At 42.6% G+C, this 19,543-nt stretch carries 16 protein-coding genes; 8 read left to right on the top strand and 8 right to left on the bottom strand.

The window, feature by feature from the left end:
* Positions 1-584 precede the first annotated feature (584 nt).
* Positions 585-986, top strand: coding sequence for a hypothetical protein (locus tag I6E61_RS07045; RefSeq protein WP_197132211.1), 402 nt, complete (start codon positions 585-587; stop codon positions 984-986).
* Positions 987-1,074: 88 nt separating this feature from the next.
* On the opposite strand, the gene metG is transcribed toward I6E61_RS07045, so the two are convergent.
* Positions 1,075-3,168 carry a methionine--tRNA ligase gene (metG, locus tag I6E61_RS07040; protein WP_197132208.1) on the bottom strand — a complete coding sequence of 698 codons (2,094 nt, stop codon included), beginning with the start codon at positions 3,166-3,168 and terminating at the stop codon, positions 1,075-1,077.
* Between the two features lie 312 nt (positions 3,169-3,480).
* Positions 3,481-4,896, bottom strand: a complete 1,416-nt coding sequence (locus I6E61_RS07035) for a GntP family permease (protein WP_197132191.1) — start codon at positions 4,894-4,896, stop codon at positions 3,481-3,483.
* 409 nt (positions 4,897-5,305) lie between these two features.
* On the opposite strand from I6E61_RS07035, the gene I6E61_RS07030 reads away from it, so the two are divergent.
* The 7 genes from I6E61_RS07030 to dcd all read left to right on the top strand — a co-directional run bounded on the left by I6E61_RS07030 (position 5,306) and on the right by dcd (position 13,055).
* The gene (locus tag I6E61_RS07030; RefSeq protein WP_197132188.1) at positions 5,306-6,646 is read left to right on the top strand and encodes a short-chain fatty acid transporter; all 1,341 of its coding nucleotides are present in this window, start codon (positions 5,306-5,308) and stop codon (positions 6,644-6,646) included.
* Between the two features lie 260 nt (positions 6,647-6,906).
* On the top strand, positions 6,907-7,608 hold the full coding sequence (locus tag I6E61_RS07025) for a CoA transferase subunit A (protein WP_197132185.1): 702 nt from the start codon (positions 6,907-6,909) through the stop codon (positions 7,606-7,608).
* Positions 7,609-7,711: 103 nt separating this feature from the next.
* Entirely contained in the window at positions 7,712-8,341 is a 630-nt protein-coding gene (locus I6E61_RS07020; protein ID WP_197132182.1) for a 3-oxoacid CoA-transferase subunit B, read from the top strand.
* A 157-nt stretch (positions 8,342-8,498) separates the two neighbouring features.
* Complete coding sequence (locus I6E61_RS07015; protein WP_197102776.1) at positions 8,499-9,299, top strand: 3-hydroxybutyrate dehydrogenase; 801 nt, start codon at positions 8,499-8,501, stop codon at positions 9,297-9,299.
* A 518-nt stretch (positions 9,300-9,817) separates the two neighbouring features.
* Positions 9,818-11,053: an iron-sulfur cluster carrier protein ApbC gene (gene apbC, locus I6E61_RS07010; protein ID WP_197132179.1), complete on the top strand. Its 1,236-nt coding sequence runs from the start codon at positions 9,818-9,820 to the stop codon at positions 11,051-11,053.
* 105 nt (positions 11,054-11,158) lie between these two features.
* The gene (locus I6E61_RS07005) at positions 11,159-12,325 is read left to right on the top strand and encodes a DUF2804 domain-containing protein (protein ID WP_197132176.1); all 1,167 of its coding nucleotides are present in this window, start codon (positions 11,159-11,161) and stop codon (positions 12,323-12,325) included.
* A 154-nt stretch (positions 12,326-12,479) separates the two neighbouring features.
* Entirely contained in the window at positions 12,480-13,055 is a 576-nt protein-coding gene (gene dcd / locus I6E61_RS07000) for a dCTP deaminase (protein ID WP_010199897.1), read from the top strand.
* 80 nt (positions 13,056-13,135) lie between these two features.
* Here dcd and I6E61_RS06995 read toward each other — a convergent pair whose 3' ends face one another.
* The 6 genes from I6E61_RS06995 to I6E61_RS06970 all read right to left on the bottom strand — a co-directional run bounded on the left by I6E61_RS06995 (position 13,136) and on the right by I6E61_RS06970 (position 19,479).
* Positions 13,136-13,573, bottom strand: a complete 438-nt coding sequence (locus I6E61_RS06995) for a ClpXP protease specificity-enhancing factor (RefSeq protein ID WP_197132173.1) — start codon at positions 13,571-13,573, stop codon at positions 13,136-13,138.
* A gap of 134 nt (positions 13,574-13,707) precedes the next feature.
* A complete protein-coding gene (locus I6E61_RS06990; RefSeq protein ID WP_197132170.1) occupies positions 13,708-14,322 on the bottom strand; it encodes a glutathione S-transferase N-terminal domain-containing protein in 615 nt (204 codons plus the stop codon).
* A 208-nt stretch (positions 14,323-14,530) separates the two neighbouring features.
* The gene (locus tag I6E61_RS06985; protein ID WP_197132166.1) at positions 14,531-15,244 is read right to left on the bottom strand and encodes a cytochrome c1; all 714 of its coding nucleotides are present in this window, start codon (positions 15,242-15,244) and stop codon (positions 14,531-14,533) included.
* Positions 15,244-16,449, bottom strand: coding sequence for a cytochrome bc complex cytochrome b subunit (locus tag I6E61_RS06980; protein ID WP_197133176.1), 1,206 nt, complete (start codon positions 16,447-16,449; stop codon positions 15,244-15,246). The genes I6E61_RS06985 and I6E61_RS06980 overlap by 1 nt, the downstream gene beginning before the upstream one ends.
* A gap of 22 nt (positions 16,450-16,471) precedes the next feature.
* Positions 16,472-17,056, bottom strand: coding sequence for a ubiquinol-cytochrome c reductase iron-sulfur subunit (gene petA / locus I6E61_RS06975; RefSeq protein WP_197132164.1), 585 nt, complete (start codon positions 17,054-17,056; stop codon positions 16,472-16,474).
* Positions 17,057-17,529: 473 nt separating this feature from the next.
* Positions 17,530-19,479, bottom strand: a complete 1,950-nt coding sequence (locus I6E61_RS06970) for an ATP-binding cassette domain-containing protein (protein WP_197132162.1) — start codon at positions 19,477-19,479, stop codon at positions 17,530-17,532.
* Between the last annotated feature and the right edge of the window lie 64 nt (positions 19,480-19,543).

Here is a 19,543-nt window from a genome sequence, read left to right as displayed (position 1 = left end):
TAGGTTAACTCATAGGTTATATCAATCGTAAAAACCAAGTAGATAACGTTAGATGTGTTTAGTCTATATATAAGAGACCTTATTCGTCTTCGTTATGCTTGGGTTTTAAACATGATATTGGAAAATGCAGGTTAGCCGAGTCAATGCTATGTTGATGCCAAAATAGCAGGCTAACAATAAAGTAATCGTTCCATCGATCATTATGTTCATATTATGACAGTAATGTAAGTTATCGCAATAAAAAATTCAGTCGTATTCGTCATAGGTGTTAATAAGGAGTAGGTCGTCGATTTTATTCGATAGCTGCTTATTTATTTTATCTATGAAAAAAATGCCGTTATAAGGCTGTTCTATTCGATAAAATCACCATCAAAAATATTACAAGCTAGCAACTCATCTATTACGAACTCCCTTCATAATTAACGTAAGCTAATGTTTATACGAGAATTTTTAATATAAAAATCAGAGTGAGCCCTAAATACGCATGACTATTACGCTGACGTGGTGAACGTATAACTTACTTTGATCTCTACTTAATATTGTTCAAATGAATATTCTGAACGCAATCTTATAAAGGTAAAATTATGAACACTACTAATCTCAAACTATTAACCATCGCTGGTATTACTGCTACCTCCTTGATTTGTTTGCCTGCTGTGGCAAAAGATGGTCATGGAAACGGGCACGGTAATGGACATGGAAACGCAAAGGGTAATTCTGCCCATATCAGTAAAAACTATAAGCATAATGGCAATGCCCACCCAAATATCAATGCTTATCGCAATGCTAGCCCTAACGCCTCATTTAAGCGTGATCTCGATAGATACGGTTATAGAGTGGTCGGCAAGATTGATAGAAGGAATTATGATCGTTCAGTCATTTTAGACCGTTATAACGACCGTTACGTTCGTATTCGTACGCCAGAAAATAATATTGTGACGGTAATTAGTGATACGTTGCAAATCATTGATATTTTAAATAGGTAAAGCGTGGTTTTTATTCATTTAATAAATTAACCATAAAAAAAGATGCCACTAGAGCATCTTTTTTATTTTTTACTACTAAAAATAACCGTTAAGCTAATACGTCACCAACGACACAAGCATCAGGTAAAGTAACGACCGTTAAGCCTGTCTTTGGCTCACCAGTTGATAGTACCATGCCTTCTGAGATACCAAATTTCATCTTACGCGGGGCAAGATTGGTTACACAAATGACCTTTTTATCAACCAATTGTTCAGGCTCATAAAACTTACGAATACCGCTGAACACGTTGCGTGGCTTGTCTTCACCAACATCTAACGTAAACTGTAAAAGCTTGTCCGCGCCTTCGACGTGGTTGCAGGCCAAAACATGTGCCACCTTCATCTCAACTTTAGCAAAATCTTCGATACCAATATAGTCAGCTTGCTCAGCATTCGTATCGGTATCTTTGGCTACTGGCTTGCTGTTTGTGACAGCAGCTGGCGCTGGCGCGTCTATTTGTGCGAGAGAGGCTTTTGAGTCTTCCACCATGGCTTCAATATCTTTTTCTTCGATACGCTGCATCAATGGTTTGAACTTATTGATTTTATGGCCTAGTAACCACTGGTTACGACTGGCGAAATCTAAGCTGTCAATGTTTAAGAATTCTTTGGCATTATTGGTCAGCTCAGGCAGTACAGGTGCAAGGTAGACCATCAATTGACGGAAGATATTAATCGCGACCGAGCAGACATCTTGAACTTCTTGTTCAGTGCCTTCTTGTTTAGCAAGTGACCATGGTTTTTTCTCATCAATATACTCATTGGCTTTATCTGCACACTGCATGATTAAGCGCATGGCACGTGAAAACTCACGGTTTTCATAGGCAGCAGCAATTTCATCACCCGTTTTGGTGATGTCTTCTAACAGTTCTGGCTCTGCACAAACTTCTGACAGCATGCCGTCGTACTTCTTAACCAAGAACCCAGCACTGCGACTGGCGATATTGACTACTTTTCCAACCAGATCAGAGTTGACCTTTTGCATAAAGTCTTCTAAATCTAGATTGATATCTTCGACTTTGTCAGACAGTTTACTGGCGAAGTAATAGCGCAGGTACTCAGGGTGTAAATGCTCAGCGTACGTTTCGGCCTTGATAAAGGTACCGCGTGACTTACTCATTTTTTCGCCATTGACCATCAAGAAGCCGTGGGCAAAGACGCCTGTTGGTGTACGATACTCGCTGCCCGCAAGCATTGCTGGCCAAAACAACGCATGGAAGTAAACGATATCTTTACCAATGAAGTGGTAAACCTCGGTTTTGTGCTCGTTTTCTTGTGCCCAATAGCGGTCAAAATCAAGCGCTTGCTCTGTACCTGCACGTTTGTCGCATAGATTTTTAAAACTTGCCATATAGCCGACTGGCGCATCTAGCCACACATAAAAATATTTATCTGGCTCATCGCTTGGGGTATCTGGAATTTGAAAGCCAAAATAAGGCGCATCACGTGAGATATCCCAAGTCGCTAGGCCTGCCTCAAACCACTCTTGCAATTTATTGGCCACTGACGTTTGCAAACGGTTGTCACTGCGTGTCCAGTCTTTTAAGAATTGCTCAAACTCTGGCAAATTAAAGAAATAATGCTTAGAGGTTTTGAGTACGGGCGTTGAACCAGACAGCGTAGACTGTGGATTTTTAAGTTCAGTGGCATTGTATGTGGTGCCGCATACTTCACAGTTATCACCATATTGGTCTGGACTATCACATTCAGGACAGGTGCCTTTGACAAATCGATCGGCTAAAAATAACTGCTTTTCAGGATCGAATAATTGTTCAACGTCTTTAGTGCTGATGTGCCCAGCGCTACTAAGACGACGATAAATAAGCTCGGAAAACTCTTTATTTTCTTCTGAATGAGTAGAATGATAATTATCAAAATTAATCAAAAACTTAGAAAAATCAGCTTCATGTGATGCTTTCACTGACGCAATTTGTTCTTCAGGTGTCACGCCATTGGCTTCTGCTTTTAGCATGATGGCGGTGCCGTGTGCATCATCTGCGCAGACATAAGTGACCTGATGGCCTTGCGCTTTCATCGCACGTACCCAAATGTCTGTCTGAATATACTCTACAAGATGCCCCAAATGGATATAGCCATTGGCGTAGGGCAGCGCACTGGTTACTAGAATCTCACGCACTTTCATCACCTATATTTTTATATAAACGGGTTAGTTATCAAACGTCTTAAGCAGCTTATGGCCATTGGACGCGATGTTATCAATGCTAAAAACTTCCAAAAATAATGAAAATTTAAAAAGTGTGCCTATGATACCGTAATTCGGCTAAATTTGTGATATTCCTTGGTAATTACTTCTCATTCGTTAGGCATCTACTAACCATAAACAATAGGCTTGCATCGAATTTAGACGTTATCAGCTGGCCATAAAAAACCCACCGAGCAATCGCTAAGTGGGTTTTTGGTTAGGTACTGTTGTTTTAGACTTTATTATTAAAAGCTAAAACGAACCAAACATAGTACCTAAAGTGATAACGGTGACCACTGCTACCAGAGGAATAGCCATTGTGACCATGGCAACGTTTAGATATGACTGCTTGTGGGTCAGACCACAAATCGCTAGCAAGGTAATAACCGCACCACTATGTGGCAAGGTATCCAAACCACCGGCTGCCATGACAGCGACTCGATGCATCAGCTCTGGATCGATACCAGCATTGACGGCCATTCTGAGATAATCTTCACCCAAAGTGGATAGAGCAATACTCAAACCACCAGACGACGAACCCGTAATACCTGCCAGCGTGGTCATTGCCACCGCTTCTGAGATGAGTGGGTTTTCAGGGCTTAGGTTTAGGATGCTATCACGAATGATAAGGAAGCCTGCCAACGAGGCGATGACCGCACCATAGCCTACTTCCGATGCCGTGTTAAAAATCGGCAACATAGAGTCGTAAGTACCACGGTTAATGGTTTTCTGTAGATTGTTCCAATGTCCGATACGTAGCAAGATTAATACCACACAAGCCACAACCAATGAGAGAATAATTGACCATAATCCGAGTGAGCCTGCGATATTTAAGTCAGGAAACTGTGTCTGTAGAGCGCTAAAGTCCATCGATGGAAAGATAGCATACGTCAATATAGCGTTTAAACCGATGACCAATATTAATGGAATCATCGCAACGGTAAATGAAGTGTGATGCGTGTTTAATGCTTCAGTTTCTTTTGCAGTTGAACTGATACCGCCCACATCCTCTTCATCATGCTGACCATAGCCTTCACCTGCTGCATTGGCCTTTCTGGCGCGTGACTGCAACCACAACCAACCACCAATAAACATAACCAGACCACCGATGATACCCAGAATAGGCGCGGCAAATACATTGGTATTGTAATAAGGAATTGGAATGGCGTTCTGAATGGCAGGCGTACCTGGCAATGCTGTCATCGTAAAGGTGAATGAACCCAAAGCAATCGCTGCTGGTATCAAGCGCTTAGGAATATCGGCAGCTTTGAACAAGTCTTTGGCGATTGGATAAATAGCAAATGCCACGACGAATAATGACACACCGCCATAGGTCAAAATAGCACAGACTAAGATAACGGCCAAAATGGCTTTGCTAGCACCAAGCTTTTCAACCACAGTATTGGCAATCGCTGTCGCTGCACCAGAGTCCGCCATCAAACGCCCAAAGAGCGCGCCCAATAAGAAAATAGGGAAGAACTTGAGTAAAAATCCACTCAAAGCACCCATGAAGACATCGGTATAGGCGGGAATACTGCTTAAAAAATCACCTGAAAGAAATACGGCTAACGTCGCCATAATCGGTGCTAAGATAAGCACAGAATAACCGCGATAAGCAAAGAACATGAGTAATAATAGGGTAATGACAATAGCAAGCGTACTAAACATGATGGCCCTCCTTGGCAAAAAATAAGGCAGCGAGTATGCCGTGCTTATCGGTATAGGTCAATAAAATGAATCAAAATAGGTCTATTTCGCCTGTTTTATCAAACATAAATCTAGACTAATACACTATTTACCATTAATATCCTGCCGATCTATATACTGCGCGGCGTTGACTCACATGCGCTGACTGTTATTTTCTAGTCGCTACGAAAATAATATGTTAAGTTAGCATAAGTATTTCATGCATGATATAGCGATGTAAAATGTATTGTTATGGACAACAATATAAAATACAATGTTCGCCATTTATTAGATGTAGTAAACAGTAATTATTCTCAAATCTGATAATCGTTCAACAAAGCTCTAACAATAATTCTTAAAACCAAACATCAAATTTACAAGGAATGTGAATATGTTTAGTGCCATCACTAATATGAGCGTACAGTTAGTCAATCGCTATCTACCATCCCCATTTGTGTTTTCGATCGTTTTGACCCTCATCGCGTTTGCTGTAGGATTGGCTACTACTGGCCAAGATATGATTGCGATGGCGGGGCATTGGGGCAACGGACTGTGGTCACTGCATAGCTTTGCCATGCAAATGGCGTTGGTTTTAGTGACAGGCTATGCCTTTGCCAGTGCGCCATTCATTCAACGCTTACTGGACAATCTGGCTAGTCGTGTTCACTCTCCTACGACCGCCATTATCGTATCGACCTTGGTGGGATTGGTTGGTTCATGGATAAACTGGGGTTTCGGTCTTATCATCGGTGCTATCTTTGCGAAAGCACTAGCTAGAAAAGTGGCCAACGTCGACTATCCTTTGCTGGTCGCGGCCGCGTATTCAGGTTTTGTGATTTGGCATGGTGGTTTTTCAGGGTCGATACCGCTGACACTCAGTTCAGGCGGTGAGACACTGCTGACGTTATCAGGCAATACCATGACTAAAGCAGTGCCTCTGTCACAGACGGTATTTGCAGGCTATAACTTGTTGCTTGTAGGTTTGCTCATCATCATTTTGCCACTCGTCAATCGTTTTATGCATCCCAAAAACCCTACGGTTATTGATCCTAAACTTATCAAACAAGAAGTGTATATCGCGCCTCAGAGAGACACGCCTGCACAAAAACTAGATGACAGTCGCATTATTGCGGTTATCCTATTAGCCTTGGCACTGATGTACTATATCAGCGAGTTTGGCAGTAACGGTTTTAACCTCGGGCTAAATATCGTCATTGGGCTGTTTTTATTTATAGGGTTGCTATCGCATGGCACGTTAGAGCGTTATTATCGTGCCGTACACTCAGGGATAGGTGGTATCACGGGTATTGTGCTATTGTTCCCGTTCTACGGCGGTATCATGGGTATCATGACTGGCGCAAATGCGGATGGTATCTCTATCAGTACGCAAGTGACCGAATTTTTTGTCAATTCTGCCTCCGCAGACAGCTTTCCAATCTTTGCCTTTTTAAGTGCAGGTTTGGTCAATGTCTTTGTACCATCAGGTGGTGGTCAGTTTGCCGTACAGGGCCCTGTTATGATTCCAGCTGGCATCGAGTTGGGTGTCAATCCAGCAATCACTGCGATGGCGATTGCATGGGGTGATGCGTGGACCAACATGATTCAGCCGTTTTGGGCCTTGCCATTGCTGGGTATCGCAGGTTTAGATGCGCGAGCCATTATGGGTTATTGCCTGATCGTACTGGCGGTATCTGGTGCTGTTATCATGGGTGTGTTTTGGCTATTGGTATAGTCATTCCACTATAAAAGTATTACTGCGTTAACCTCGCTTGAAGTATTTAATATACATCTACACGCGGTTGCCTTGTACTGTTTTTAAATTTAATCGAATCGACTATACAAGGTTATAACGCTCAAAAGAAAAACAAGCATAATGAGTTTTCACTGTTAGTTTTTATTAAAAGCAACAATCAAACGGATAATTGATACATCTAATTCAGCATTAGTTTATGCACGGATTAAAAATATAAATGATAATCATAGGAGACAAGCATGAGTCAATCAAAAATATATAGCAGTGCCGAAGAAGCGCTAAAAGGCGTCGTAACTGACGGGCAAACACTTGCTATCGGCGGTTTTGGTCTATGCGGTATTCCAGAATCGTTAATCGAAGCATTGCGTGATAGCAAGGTTAAAGGCTTGACCTGTATCAGTAATAACGCAGGCGTCGATGACTTCGGTCTTGGGCTGTTACTACAGACTCGCCAAATCAAAAAAATGATTTCATCATACGTCGGTGAAAACAAAGAGTTTGAGCGTCAATATTTGGCTGGTGAGTTAGAAGTTGAGTTGACTCCGCAAGGTACATTGGCTGAAAAATTACGCTCAGGTGGTGCAGGTATTCCTGCATTTTATACCGCAACGGGTGTTGGTACACTTGTCGCTGAAGGTAAAGAGACACGTGATTTCGATGGTCGCACTTATGTGTTAGAGCATACACTACGTGCTGATGTAGCATTGATCAAAGCGCAAAAAGCAGATAAAGCGGGTAATCTAATCTTTAACAAAACCGCTCGCAACTTTAATCCAGATTGCGCAATGGCAGGTAAAATCACCATCGTCGAAGTCGAAGAAATCGTTGAGACGGGCACCTTTGATCCAGATGAAGTGCATCTGCCAGGTATCTTTGTTCAACGTATTGTATTGAATAATAGCCCTGAAAAACGTATCGAAAAAACCACGACTAAAGCTTAACTGTGTTTGAAACTAATAATCAGTTTTTATATTCATGACAGTTTAGATAGCTCATCGTTTAGATAAGTAAAAATAGAATATCGTAAAAAATAAGGAAATCAGCATGGCATGGACAAGAGAGCAAATGGCGCAACGCGCCGCACAAGAATTACAAGACGGCTATTACGTGAACTTAGGCATTGGTCTGCCAACGTTGGTCGCCAACTATATTCCTGAAGGCGTGGATGTGTGGTTACAATCAGAGAACGGCTTACTAGGGATTGGCGAGTTTCCAACAGCAGATAAAGTCGATGCTGACTTGATTAATGCTGGCAAGCAAACCGTGACAGCAGCGCCAGGCTCCAGTTATTTTAGCAGCTCAGAGTCTTTTGCGATGATTCGCGGTGGTCATGTTAATTTGGCGATATTAGGCGCAATGGAAGTCTCAGAAAAAGGCGATCTTGCTAACTGGATGATTCCCAAAAAGATGGTCAAAGGCATGGGCGGCGCGATGGACTTGGTTGCAGGCGTGCAGCGTGTGATTGTCCTAATGGAACAAGTCAATAAACACGGTGACCCAAAAATTCTGGCCAATTGCGAGTTACCACTGACAGGCAAAGGCGTGGTTGATCGTATCATCACTGAGCTTGCCGTATTAGACGTGACTGACAGCGGGTTAAAATTGGTTGAATTAGCAGACGGTGTTAGTTTTGAAGCGTTACAAGAAAAAACGCCAGTAAACATTATCCAGTAAACTTTGTACAGTAAGCTCTTTACTGTCATGTAACTGTTTTAACATCAATGAGCTTCATCCCTCAGATAAATACGCCACTATGATTATAGTGGCGTATTCATTCAGTTCTATTTTTATAAAATTCAAATAATATTTTAGACCATTATAAGGAATATGTATGGCGACTCAATTACAACAAGATTTGACAGGCAAAGTAGCGTTAGTCACTGGCTCTGCAAGTGGTATCGGACGTGACATCGCTGAGACTTATGCAAAAGCAGGGGCCGCGGTTGGTATTGCAGATATTAATTTAGAAGCGGCACAGAAAACCGTTGATGCGATTGAAGCCGCTGGTGGACGTGCTCTCGCGATTGCCATGGATGTGACGTCAGAAGATGCAGTCAACGAAGGTGTGCAGCAGCTAGTAGATACCTTTGGTGGTATTGATATTCTGGTCTCTAATGCTGGTATTCAGATCATTGACCCTATTGATAAAATGGCCTTCAGCGATTGGAAAAAAATGCTTAACATCCATTTGGACGGTGCATTTTTAACCACCAAAGCAGCGATTAAGCACATGTATAAAGGCGATAAAGGTGGCACAGTCATTTATATGGGTTCTGCTCATTCACATGAGGCCTCATTATATAAAGCCCCTTATGTGACCGCCAAGCACGGACTACTAGGTTTGTGCCGTGTATTGGCCAAAGAAGGTGCAGAGCATAAGGTACGTTCGCATGTAATTTGTCCAGGGTTTGTCAAAACACCTTTGGTAGAAAAACAAATTCCAGAGCAAGCGGCTGAAAAAGGTATCAGTGAAGAGTCTGTCATTAACGATATCATGCTAGTTAACACGGTAGATAAAGAATTTACGACAGTAGAAGACATTGCTCAATTGGCATTATTTTTAGCAGCTTTCCCAACCAATGTATTTACCGGTCAATCTATCGTTGCCAGCCATGGTTGGTTTATGAACTAAGGAATTAGTAACTATCCATTTGATGAAGTAGACACTCGATTTCTTTTAGATTCTCATTTGATGAAGTAGACACTCGATTTCTTTTAGATTCTCATTAGATCAATATCTTGCCTTATGTCTATTAGAGCCAATTAGATTGGCTCTTTTTTATTGCTTATTCCTGTCTATTTTTAACTAATGGTTGAGCCAATCCAAGGAATAGCCGTTAGTAAACATAGCCTATCGTAAAACATATGTAGCAAAGTTCAGTCCTACTGGCGTTGTGGTTTTTTTATGCTTGTAATTCAGCTACACTATCACGATAAAAGGTCTGGCTAAACGCTCATATATTATATAGTCAATCCTCTATAAATTGGATACGGTGTCAGGCTCGCTTAGTCTACGGCTTGTAGTACTTTCACTCGCCTTCCTTGTATCTAAATTATATTGAACCGACTATATGGTTTATCATATCTACTATGGTGTTGAACGAGTTGTTTTAGCATACCAACCCACTTGTATAGGCAGTAATGGTCGCTATGTTTAACTTTATGAAGAAAACTCCCACTAATAAACCAGAAACACCAGAGCAGCGGGCGGCTCGAGATAGTGCCGTGGATAAAGTATTGCTTGGTTATGAAGTTGGTATGGTCAGTATTGCGACGATGGTAACGGGTCTCAGTCGCGATGGTGATCAACTCACGTTAGACTTGCGTCTGCCACCAGAGAGTAAGCCTGAAACCATTCAGCAAGAGCTTGGTCAGCTGCTGCATCCGCATGGTATTACGACGATTCATATGAATGTACGTCTGCCTGCACCAGCGAAAGGGGCTGGTTCAAGCTTACCAAAGAAAATGCCAAAGACGACCAATGCTATGGATAGTCAGAGCAAGCCTACAGCCAATCCTGATGACAGTAGTAATAATGATAATAATGCTGAACCACCGATTACTAAAGCGGCACCGACACAAGCATCGCTAGCGGCACATCCACGTATTCGTCACATTATCGTAGTAGCATCAGGCAAGGGCGGCGTTGGTAAGTCTACAACGACAGTCAATATCGCATTGGCATTACAAAAGCTTGGCAATCGCGTTGGTGTGCTTGATGCTGATATTTATGGTCCTAGTATGCCTACGATGTTGGGCGTCGCCGATGTAAAACCACAATTAGAGAACGAGCAATTCGTACCTGTTGATGCACATGGCATAGCGATGCTGTCTATTGGTAGCTTACTCGATGGAGATAATACTCCTGTCGCATGGCGTGGACCTAAAGCGACCGGTGCTTTGATGCAGCTTTATAATCAAACTAACTGGCCACAGCTAGACTATTTAGTGATTGATATGCCACCCGGTACTGGTGATATACAACTGACATTGGCACAGCGTATTCCAGTCACTGGAGCCGTGATTGTGACGACACCTCAGCATGTCGCGCTACTGGATGCGCAAAAAGGTATCGAGATGTTTAACAAAACCAACATCCCTGTACTCGGTGTGGTTGAAAACATGGCACTGCATACCTGTAGCAACTGTAATCATACCGAAGCGATCTTTGGTACGGGTGGCGGCGAAAAAATCGCTGAACAATATCAAGTGCCGCTATTAGGGCAGCTCCCCCTTGCCAGTGGTATTCGTGCTCAAGTGGATAAAGGCGAACCAAGTGTATTGGCCGATGATGAGTTTGCACCATATTATTTGAGCATTGCTAAAAATATCGAAACCAATATTAATAAATTTGCAAAGCCTGTCGATGACAAGCGGATTTTCTGATGGTGGAGAAGTAACCTAAGGCGTGTCCTCATTTTAAACATGGAGCTAAAAATGAGGATATGGCCTAGAGTATCTTTAGAAAAATTTGGCTAGGATGCCGCAACGATGAATCAAAAGTGTAATGAACAAGGTAAACAACACTTAGCTAGCAGTACTAAACCAGTTGTTCTTAACGAGCTTATTCAAAATGGTCAGCCTGCTTTTGGTGTTTTCTCCCAAGTCAAAAGTATCAATTACTTAGACTATTATAGCCATCTCATTTCACAAAAATCCTTACCCAACTGGCGAAAAGAAATAAAAGCCAACCAATTCTGCTTTATTCAGATTCTTCAGCCCCCTTATCGAGTTTGCCTCGCGCTCGCAACGATTAAGCTTGCCACTAGCGCTTTCGTCTATATTTATCATGAGGATACTCAGCAGTTGAAAGTCTGTGATGTGCTACAGCCTTTGACTCATCGTACGCACTTAGACGGTGATAGTTATCAAGGGCAGATGGCGTTTGCACATACAAAGCTCACCATCACCTTGGATTTTAGCCCTGCCCAAATAAATATTGCGCTAGACAGTCAGTATATTGCAATAACAGCAGCGTTAGCACGAAGCACACAACCTTTAGCCATATGTACGCCGACTGGTAGGCGCGGTTGGACGTTTACGCAAAAAGAGCCGTTGACCGCATTATCTGGGCATTTACTTATCAAAACCCATTCAAAATTTGATGCCAATACTCCTGATGCTCAACCTCAAAAAATAACCTTCACCGATGCCACTATTGCCAATCTAGATTGGACGCTTGGCTATATGCGTCACGAGACCAATTGGTTTTGGAGCTGTATCACTAGCTATTTGTCAGATGGTCGTCACTTTTTGCTTAATCTTTCTATGGGTGTTAATGAGACTGGAGCCAGTGAAAATGCTTGCTGGCTTGCTGGGCAGATAATTTATTTACCACCCGTTATGTTTGCTCGTGAGGGCTCAAATAGTCAATCAGTAAATCAAGAAAATTCTGAGCCAACTGCGGAGATGGGCACAGGTGAGAGCGACCCGCAGCCATGGCGTATCCATCATCAAAATTTAGGTTGGAGTAATGTGAATATTGACTTAACTTTTACACCTATCACTGTTTATAAGAAAACTGACAACTTCGGTGTGATTGCTAGTGTTTTTGAGCAGTGGATAGGCTTCTATAGCGGTGAGATACGTTTAGCGGGGGAGGTTATTATCCTGGATAGAGTGATAGGACTAGCAGAAGATCATTTTGCCAGATGGTAGCCTATAAAATATAAGGTGAAGATAAATGAGATTACTGAACGTATTAATTTTTAAGTAGCCGCTCCACTATAAATTCAGCCGTCAATTCCGTATAATCATCGCTATCAAAATACTGTTATCATAACCGCTATTAAATATTTGCTAAGGAATAACAATGTCTATCAAATCTGATCGCTGGATTCGTAAAATGGCCGAAGAGCATGGCATGATTGAGCCATTTGAAGCGGGTCAAGTACGTTTTAATGATGCTGGCGAGCGTTTGGTTAGCTATGGTACGTCAAGCTATGGTTATGACGTGCGCTGTGCTCCTGAGTTTAAGGTATTCACCAATGTACATTCAGTCGTAGTAGATCCTAAAAACTTCGATGAAAAAAGCTTCATCGATATCGTTGGTGACGAATGTATCATTCCGCCAAACTCATTTGCATTGGCTCGTACCATGGAGTACTTCCGTATTCCACGTGACGTATTGACTATTTGCCTAGGTAAATCAACGTATGCGCGTTGCGGTATTATTGTCAACGTGACACCGCTTGAGCCTGAGTGGGAAGGGCATGTCACTTTAGAGTTTAGTAATACTACCAATCTCCCAGCGCGTATCTATGCCGGAGAAGGTGTGGCACAAATGCTGTTTTTCCAAAGTGATGCTGATGACGTTTGTGAGACCAGCTACAAAGACCGCGGTGGTAAATACCAAGGTCAACGTGGTGTGACATTACCAAGAACCTAGATTAGGTCTTAGGCAATACGCAGTACAAAAAAAGCCAGTCATATTTTATATGACTGGCTTTTTTTGTACAGAGAAATCGACTACTTTAAGACTTTTAAGCCGGCTCTGTTATCACGTTTTGGCTTAGGTGCAGCAGCGGGACTTTTCTTAACAGTAACGTCTGAGTCTTCTTCAGGTACATAATTATCATATTCGTTAGGATCAAAGAACATGCCTTGTGAGTTCTCTTTCGCATAGATACCCAATACGGCAGTCAATGGCACCCAAATTTCTTGTGATACACCACCAAAGCGCGCACTGAAGTTAATATAGTCGTTTCCCATACTCATATTACCAGTTGCACGGCTAGCAATATTGAGCACGATACGACCATCTTGCACATGCTCTCTTGGAATCTGTACTTCTTCAGCAGTGGCATCGACCATTAGATACGGGGTCAGGGCATTGTCTTCTATCCACTGATATAGCGCGCGCACCATATAGGGACGTGTTGGGGTAATAGAGGTAGTTTCGCTCATTTAATGATTTCCTATACGAATTATTTTTAATAGTGAACAGATACTTCTTGGAGTAGCTTATTCATTGAAAAAACCTAAATAAATGTTGCTCAGTTTCTATTCTAATAGTTTTTTATTCTAAACCAGCTGTCTAATCAACGCACACTTTTTTGAAAGCTATCGCGTTCAAAGACACGCTTTTGATAATCAAATAGTGGGCGACTAATGGCACGAGGCAGTTCTATATTCATCTCTTCAAGTCGCCACAATAACGGTGCTAACAGTATGTCACACCAGCCAAACTCATCTGCCATAAAATAAGGCTTGTGAGCAAATAGAGGCGATAAGGTAATCAGCGAGTCACTCAGCTGCTTTTTAGCAATTACTGCTTGTGCTTTATTAAAGCTATCTGGGTGTACGAGTAAGCGCTTACCAAGTGAGAGCCAATCACGCTGAATACGCCACGCCAGTTGCCTGAACTGTGCACGCTCTTGCGGGGTATCAGGCAGTAGCTTGTTTGTGTGATAGCGTTCTTCGAGATACTCAAAGATAACATTGATCTCATAGAGCGCAATCTCACGCTGCTGTAGGACAGGCAAGGTATGATAGGGGTTCAGCTCAGTCAAATCTTCAGGACGCTCAGAGTGTAAACGTGATAAATAGTAAGCGAGCTTTTTTTCTTCAAGTAATAGGCGTACCACATGACTGTCGTAGCCGTCATCAGCGTATAAAATCAGCTGACTACTTGGAATGTCGTTCGCATCAATCATGAAAGCCTAATGTTAATAGTAAAGACTATCATCGTAAACAAAGTTACCCTGATTATCAAGGCAACGTACGTAAACATTGCTTGTGAGCGCTTTATTTGTCTACTCCTTTGGCGATAACTCTATTATTTAATGGTTTATCAGAACAGAAAAAGGCACTACCGAAGTAGTGCCTAATATCATGCTTGTCTCTTATGTTTCTACTACTATCTTATTTTACGTCTTTCCAGAATTCTTTGTTCAATAAGTAAACTGGGATGAGTAGTACCAATAAGAATAGAATTACAAAGAAACCAATCACTTGACGGTCATGACGAGCAGGTTCGCCCATCCATGCCATAAAGTTAACCAAGTCACCAACCTCAGATTCAAATTCTTCTTGGCTCAATTTTTCTTGCATATTATGCAAAACATGAGGCATTGCAGCATTGGCTAGCACTAAGTTATTAGCGCCCCAAGGACGATTTGGATCTTCATAAAATGATAGCAAGTAAGTATAGACCCAGTCATCGCCGCGTAGTCTGGTTTCAAGTGACAAATCCGGAGGCGCTGCGCCAAACCAAGATGCTTGAACGTCAGAATCGATTTCAGCATCGATATGGTCACCAATTTGATCCGTCGTTACCATTAGATACTTTTCAACAAGCTCAGGCGGTATCTCTAAATCTTGGGCAATACGAGAGTGACGAACATACTCTGCTGAGTGACACCCAGCACAGTAGTTCATAAAGATTTTAGCACCGTTTTGTAGCGAGCCCTTATTGGTAAAATCAATAGGAGCTGTACTACAAGCCAGATGTTCAACAACGCCATCAGCATTAGTGAACGTACCACAGCCACTACCTTCAGCCATTGCAGTACCAGCAGTCAAAGTTAATGCCGCGCCCAAGCCTAGACCAGCTAGGGATTTAATTAGCGTGTTCATTAGTGACCTCCGGTAACGCGTTCTGGTGGCTGTTTACACTTCTCAATAGCAGTGTAGAACGGCATCAATAAGAAGAATAAGAAATACAAGATCGTAAATATACGAGCCATTAATGTTGCTGTTGGGGTCGTTGGTGTTGCACCCAAGTAGCCTAGTACGACAAAGCTAATAGCAAATACTGTTAAAGCAATCTTAGACAATATGCCTTTATAGCGTATAGAGCGTACTGGTGATCTATCAAGCCATGGTATCAAGAATAGTACGGCAATTGCAGCACCCATCGCGACCACACCACCTAGCTTATCAGGAACCGCACGTAAAATAGCGTAGAACGGCGTGTAGTACCATACTGGTGCAATATGTGCTGGTGTTTTCAGTGAGTTCGCTGTCTCAAAGTTTGGTGGCTCAAGGAAGAAACCGCCGCCTTCTGGGAAGAAAAATACCACTGCAAAGAAGCAGATGAAGAACACAACAATACCAACCATGTCATGCACAGTGTAGTACGGATGGAATTCGATACCGTCTAATGGTACACCGTTTTTATCTTTTAGCTTTTTAATGTCAATGCCATCAGGGTTGTTTGAACCCACGTGATGCAGTGCCACCAAATGCATAAATACTAAGCCTACCAGGACTAATGGAATAGCAACAACGTGTAGAGCAAAGAAACGGTTTAGCGTAATACCGGAGATAATATAGTCACCACGTACCCATTCAGCAAGACCGTCGCCAATTACAGGCAGAGCAGCAGGAAGGTTCAAAATAACCTGTGCACCCCAGAATGACATGTTACCCCAAGGTAATAGATAACCAAAGAAGCCTTCTGCCATTAGCGCTAGGTAGATACCCATACCGATGAGCCAAATAAGCTCACGAGGTTTCTGATATGAACCATATAGCAATGCGCGGAACATATGCAGATATACCACGACGAAGAACGCTGATGCGCCAGTCGAGTGCATATAACGGATGAGCCAGCCGCCTTTTACATCACGCATGATGTATTCAACAGATGCAAACGCCCCTTCGGCACTTGGGTTATACATCATCGTCAGCCAAATACCAGTCACCAATTGGTTAACCAGTACAATCATTGACAATACGCCAAAGAAGTACCAAAAGTTAAAGTTCTTTGGTGCATAGTACTTTGACATATGGTATTCATAGGTTTCGGTCGCTGGGAAACGCGCGTCCACCCAATGCATTAACTTTTTACCCATACTCATATTAAGCCTCCCCAACCGTCAAGATGGTACCATCCACGTTGTACTCTGGAATAGGTAAATTAAGCGGTGCTGGAACGCCACTAAAGACGCGACCGGCTAAGTCATACTTAGACCCGTGACATGGGCAGAAAAACCCACCATACCAGTCATTACCACCCAAATCAGCTGCACCAACATCAGGACGATAGTTCGGTGCACAGCCTAGATGCGTACAAACGCCTTCAACGACCAACACAGTTGGTTCTAAAGAGCGAGTAGGATTTTTGCAATATTCAGGTTGTAGAGACGCATCAGACTCAGGATCAGATAATAGAGGTTTGACTGACTCTAGTCCTGCAACCATGTCTTCGGTGCGCTTAACCACATAAATAGGTTTACCACGGTATTTGACAACAATCATCTGTCCTGCTTCAATAGAACCAATGTCTTGGGTCACTGCAGCCCCTGCGGCCTCAGCTTTAGCGCTTGGATACCAAGAACGGACAAAAGGTGTTGCCACAGCAGCGACTCCAACTGCACCAATCGCGGCAGTTGAGGCAATAAGAACTCTACGGCGTTGTACATTAACGCCTTCGGCTTGGCTCATTAATACTTCCTCCAGGTGAATGAAATGGGATTATCCCACACTGGGTTTGTGACTTATAAAAATATATAATATCAAGCCACTTTGGCTATGCCTAATTTTGCTAATTGTTGCTATTCTAAGCTATTTCGGTGATAAAATAAATTATTGCGTTAAAAATAAAGCAACCTTAATAGGATATATTATAGGGTTGAAAGCGATAACTTAAGTAAAGTAGATGTGTTATCGCTATCTAGACTCTATTTTTTAGCAAGGATTATAAATGCGGATGACCTTATAATTAATAAGGATATTTAGCAATAGCGAATGATACTTGAAATTAAGGTAACTTTCACTATCTAACTGCTTTGTAAGTCGCTATAAACGAATAATCACCACTTTATACAATCAAGTGGTGATTATTTTTTAATATTTAACTGCTTACCACTATAAGTGCTCATCAAATGAGCACTTATCAAAGAATCTAAAACGAATATCTAGCCCTCTAGCGTACTCCAACGTTCAAGCTTACTCATCATCTCATCTTCGATAGTCAATAGACGCTCACTAGCAGCAGTCGCCGCATCGAAGTCGCTATTGAACCAAGAGCCATCAGCTAACTTTTCTTGTAGCTCATTTTGCTCAGCTTCTAATGCCGCGATTTCTTTTGGCAAATTGTCTAGTTCGCGCTGGTCATTATAGTTGAGCTTTTTAGCAGTTTTGGTAGGCTTAGCAGCAACAGCTTGTGCTGACTTGTTAGCAGGCTTATTATTTGTAGCACCATTGTTGTTTGATCTAGCGGCTTGTGCGGCTTGCGCACGGTTTTTCTGTACTAGATACTCTTGGTAGCCACCGACATACTCGCTGACAGTACCTTTGCCATCTTCGTCTTCGCCAAATACCCATGTTGAGGTAACGACGTTGTCCATGAATGAACGATCATGACTGATGAGCAAAATCGTACCACCAAAGCTTGCTACTGACTCTTCTAACAGCTCAAGCGTCGCCATATCCAAATCGTTGGTTGGCTCATCGAGTACCAGAATGTTAGCAGGCTTTAATAATTGCTTGGCAAGTAGGACACGGTTACGCTCACCACCTGACAATGCTTTAACTGGTGTACGTGCACGCTCTGGGGCAAACAAGAAATCTTGCAAATAGCTCATGATGTGCGTCTTACGACCACCCACTTCTACAAAATCCGAGCCTTCTGAGACGTTTTGCGCCACGCTGGCTTCAAGGTCTAACTGATCACGCAACTGGTCGAAGAAAGCGATTTTTAGGTTGGTCCCTAATTCAACACTACCAGATTTTGTGACTTCGTCATCAGACATATCGAGTAGGGCTTTGATAAGGGTGGTTTTACCAGCACCGTTAGGTCCGACAATACCGATTTTATCGCCGCGCATGATAGTCGTCGTAAAGTTCTCAACCAATACATTGCCGTCATACTCAAGATGTAAGTTTTTAACTTTACAGACGAGCTTACCGCTTTTCTCGCCTTGACCCATCGTAATGTTGACATTACCAACTTGCTCACGGCGATCGCTACGCTCTTCACGTAAGGCTTTTAGCTCACGGACACGGCCTTCATTACGGGTGCGACGGGCTTTAATACCTTGGCGAATCCAAACTTCTTCTTGTGCCAGCTTTTTATCAAAGTTAGCATTATTCTTTTCTTCAGCCAGTAACTGTAGCTCTTTTAGCTCTTGGTAGCGTGCGTAGCCACCTTCGCCTTGAGTGACGTCATAGCTGGTCAGCTGACCACGATCAAGCTCGATGATGCGAGTCGATAGTTTGTTAACGAATGCTCTATCATGGGTGACGAATAACAATGTCAGACCTTGCCAATCTAATAGGAAACGTTCTAACCATTCAATACTATCAACATCTAAATGGTTGGTTGGTTCATCGAGAAGTAGTACATCAGGTTTGGTCACCAACGAGCGTGCTAGTAGTACACGGCGCTTACGACCACCAGATAACGAAGATAGATCATCGTCTGGGTTAAGCCCCATCGTTTTGATTAAGCGAGTGGCTTCGCGCTCTAAATCCCAACCATGTACCGCATCGATATCATGTTGCAAATCTGCCATACGCTCGCAGGCAACCATATCGCCATTTGCACATAAGTCAGTTTGGGCGTTATAGTTGATAAGCAGATCGGCCGTGCGGCGGCTACCACCCATGACGATGTCTAGGATACGTCCACTTGTCTCAGGAACGTCTTGTTCTAGCATTGCAACACGTACGCTACTATTGATAATGACTTCGCCACTATCAGGTTGTAATGTGCCGCTAATCAGTTTAAATAAAGTAGATTTGCCTTCGCCATTACGGCCAATTAGACAGACGCGCTCGCCTGCTTCGATAGCAAAATCAATGCCATCAAGAACAGGGGCGACGCCAAATGCAAGGTGAATGTCTTTTAAATGTATCAGTGCCATAGAATATCTTAAGCTTATATAATAGTGAGGTAGGGGTTGTTGCAGAATTGCTAGCAGTATAACA

The organism is Psychrobacter sp. NZS113 (assembly GCF_015864825.1).
Taxonomy (GTDB): Bacteria; Pseudomonadota; Gammaproteobacteria; order Pseudomonadales; family Moraxellaceae; genus Psychrobacter.
The sequence above is the reverse complement of the archived record's forward strand: the minus strand, read 5'-3'. Positions and strand labels throughout refer to the sequence as shown.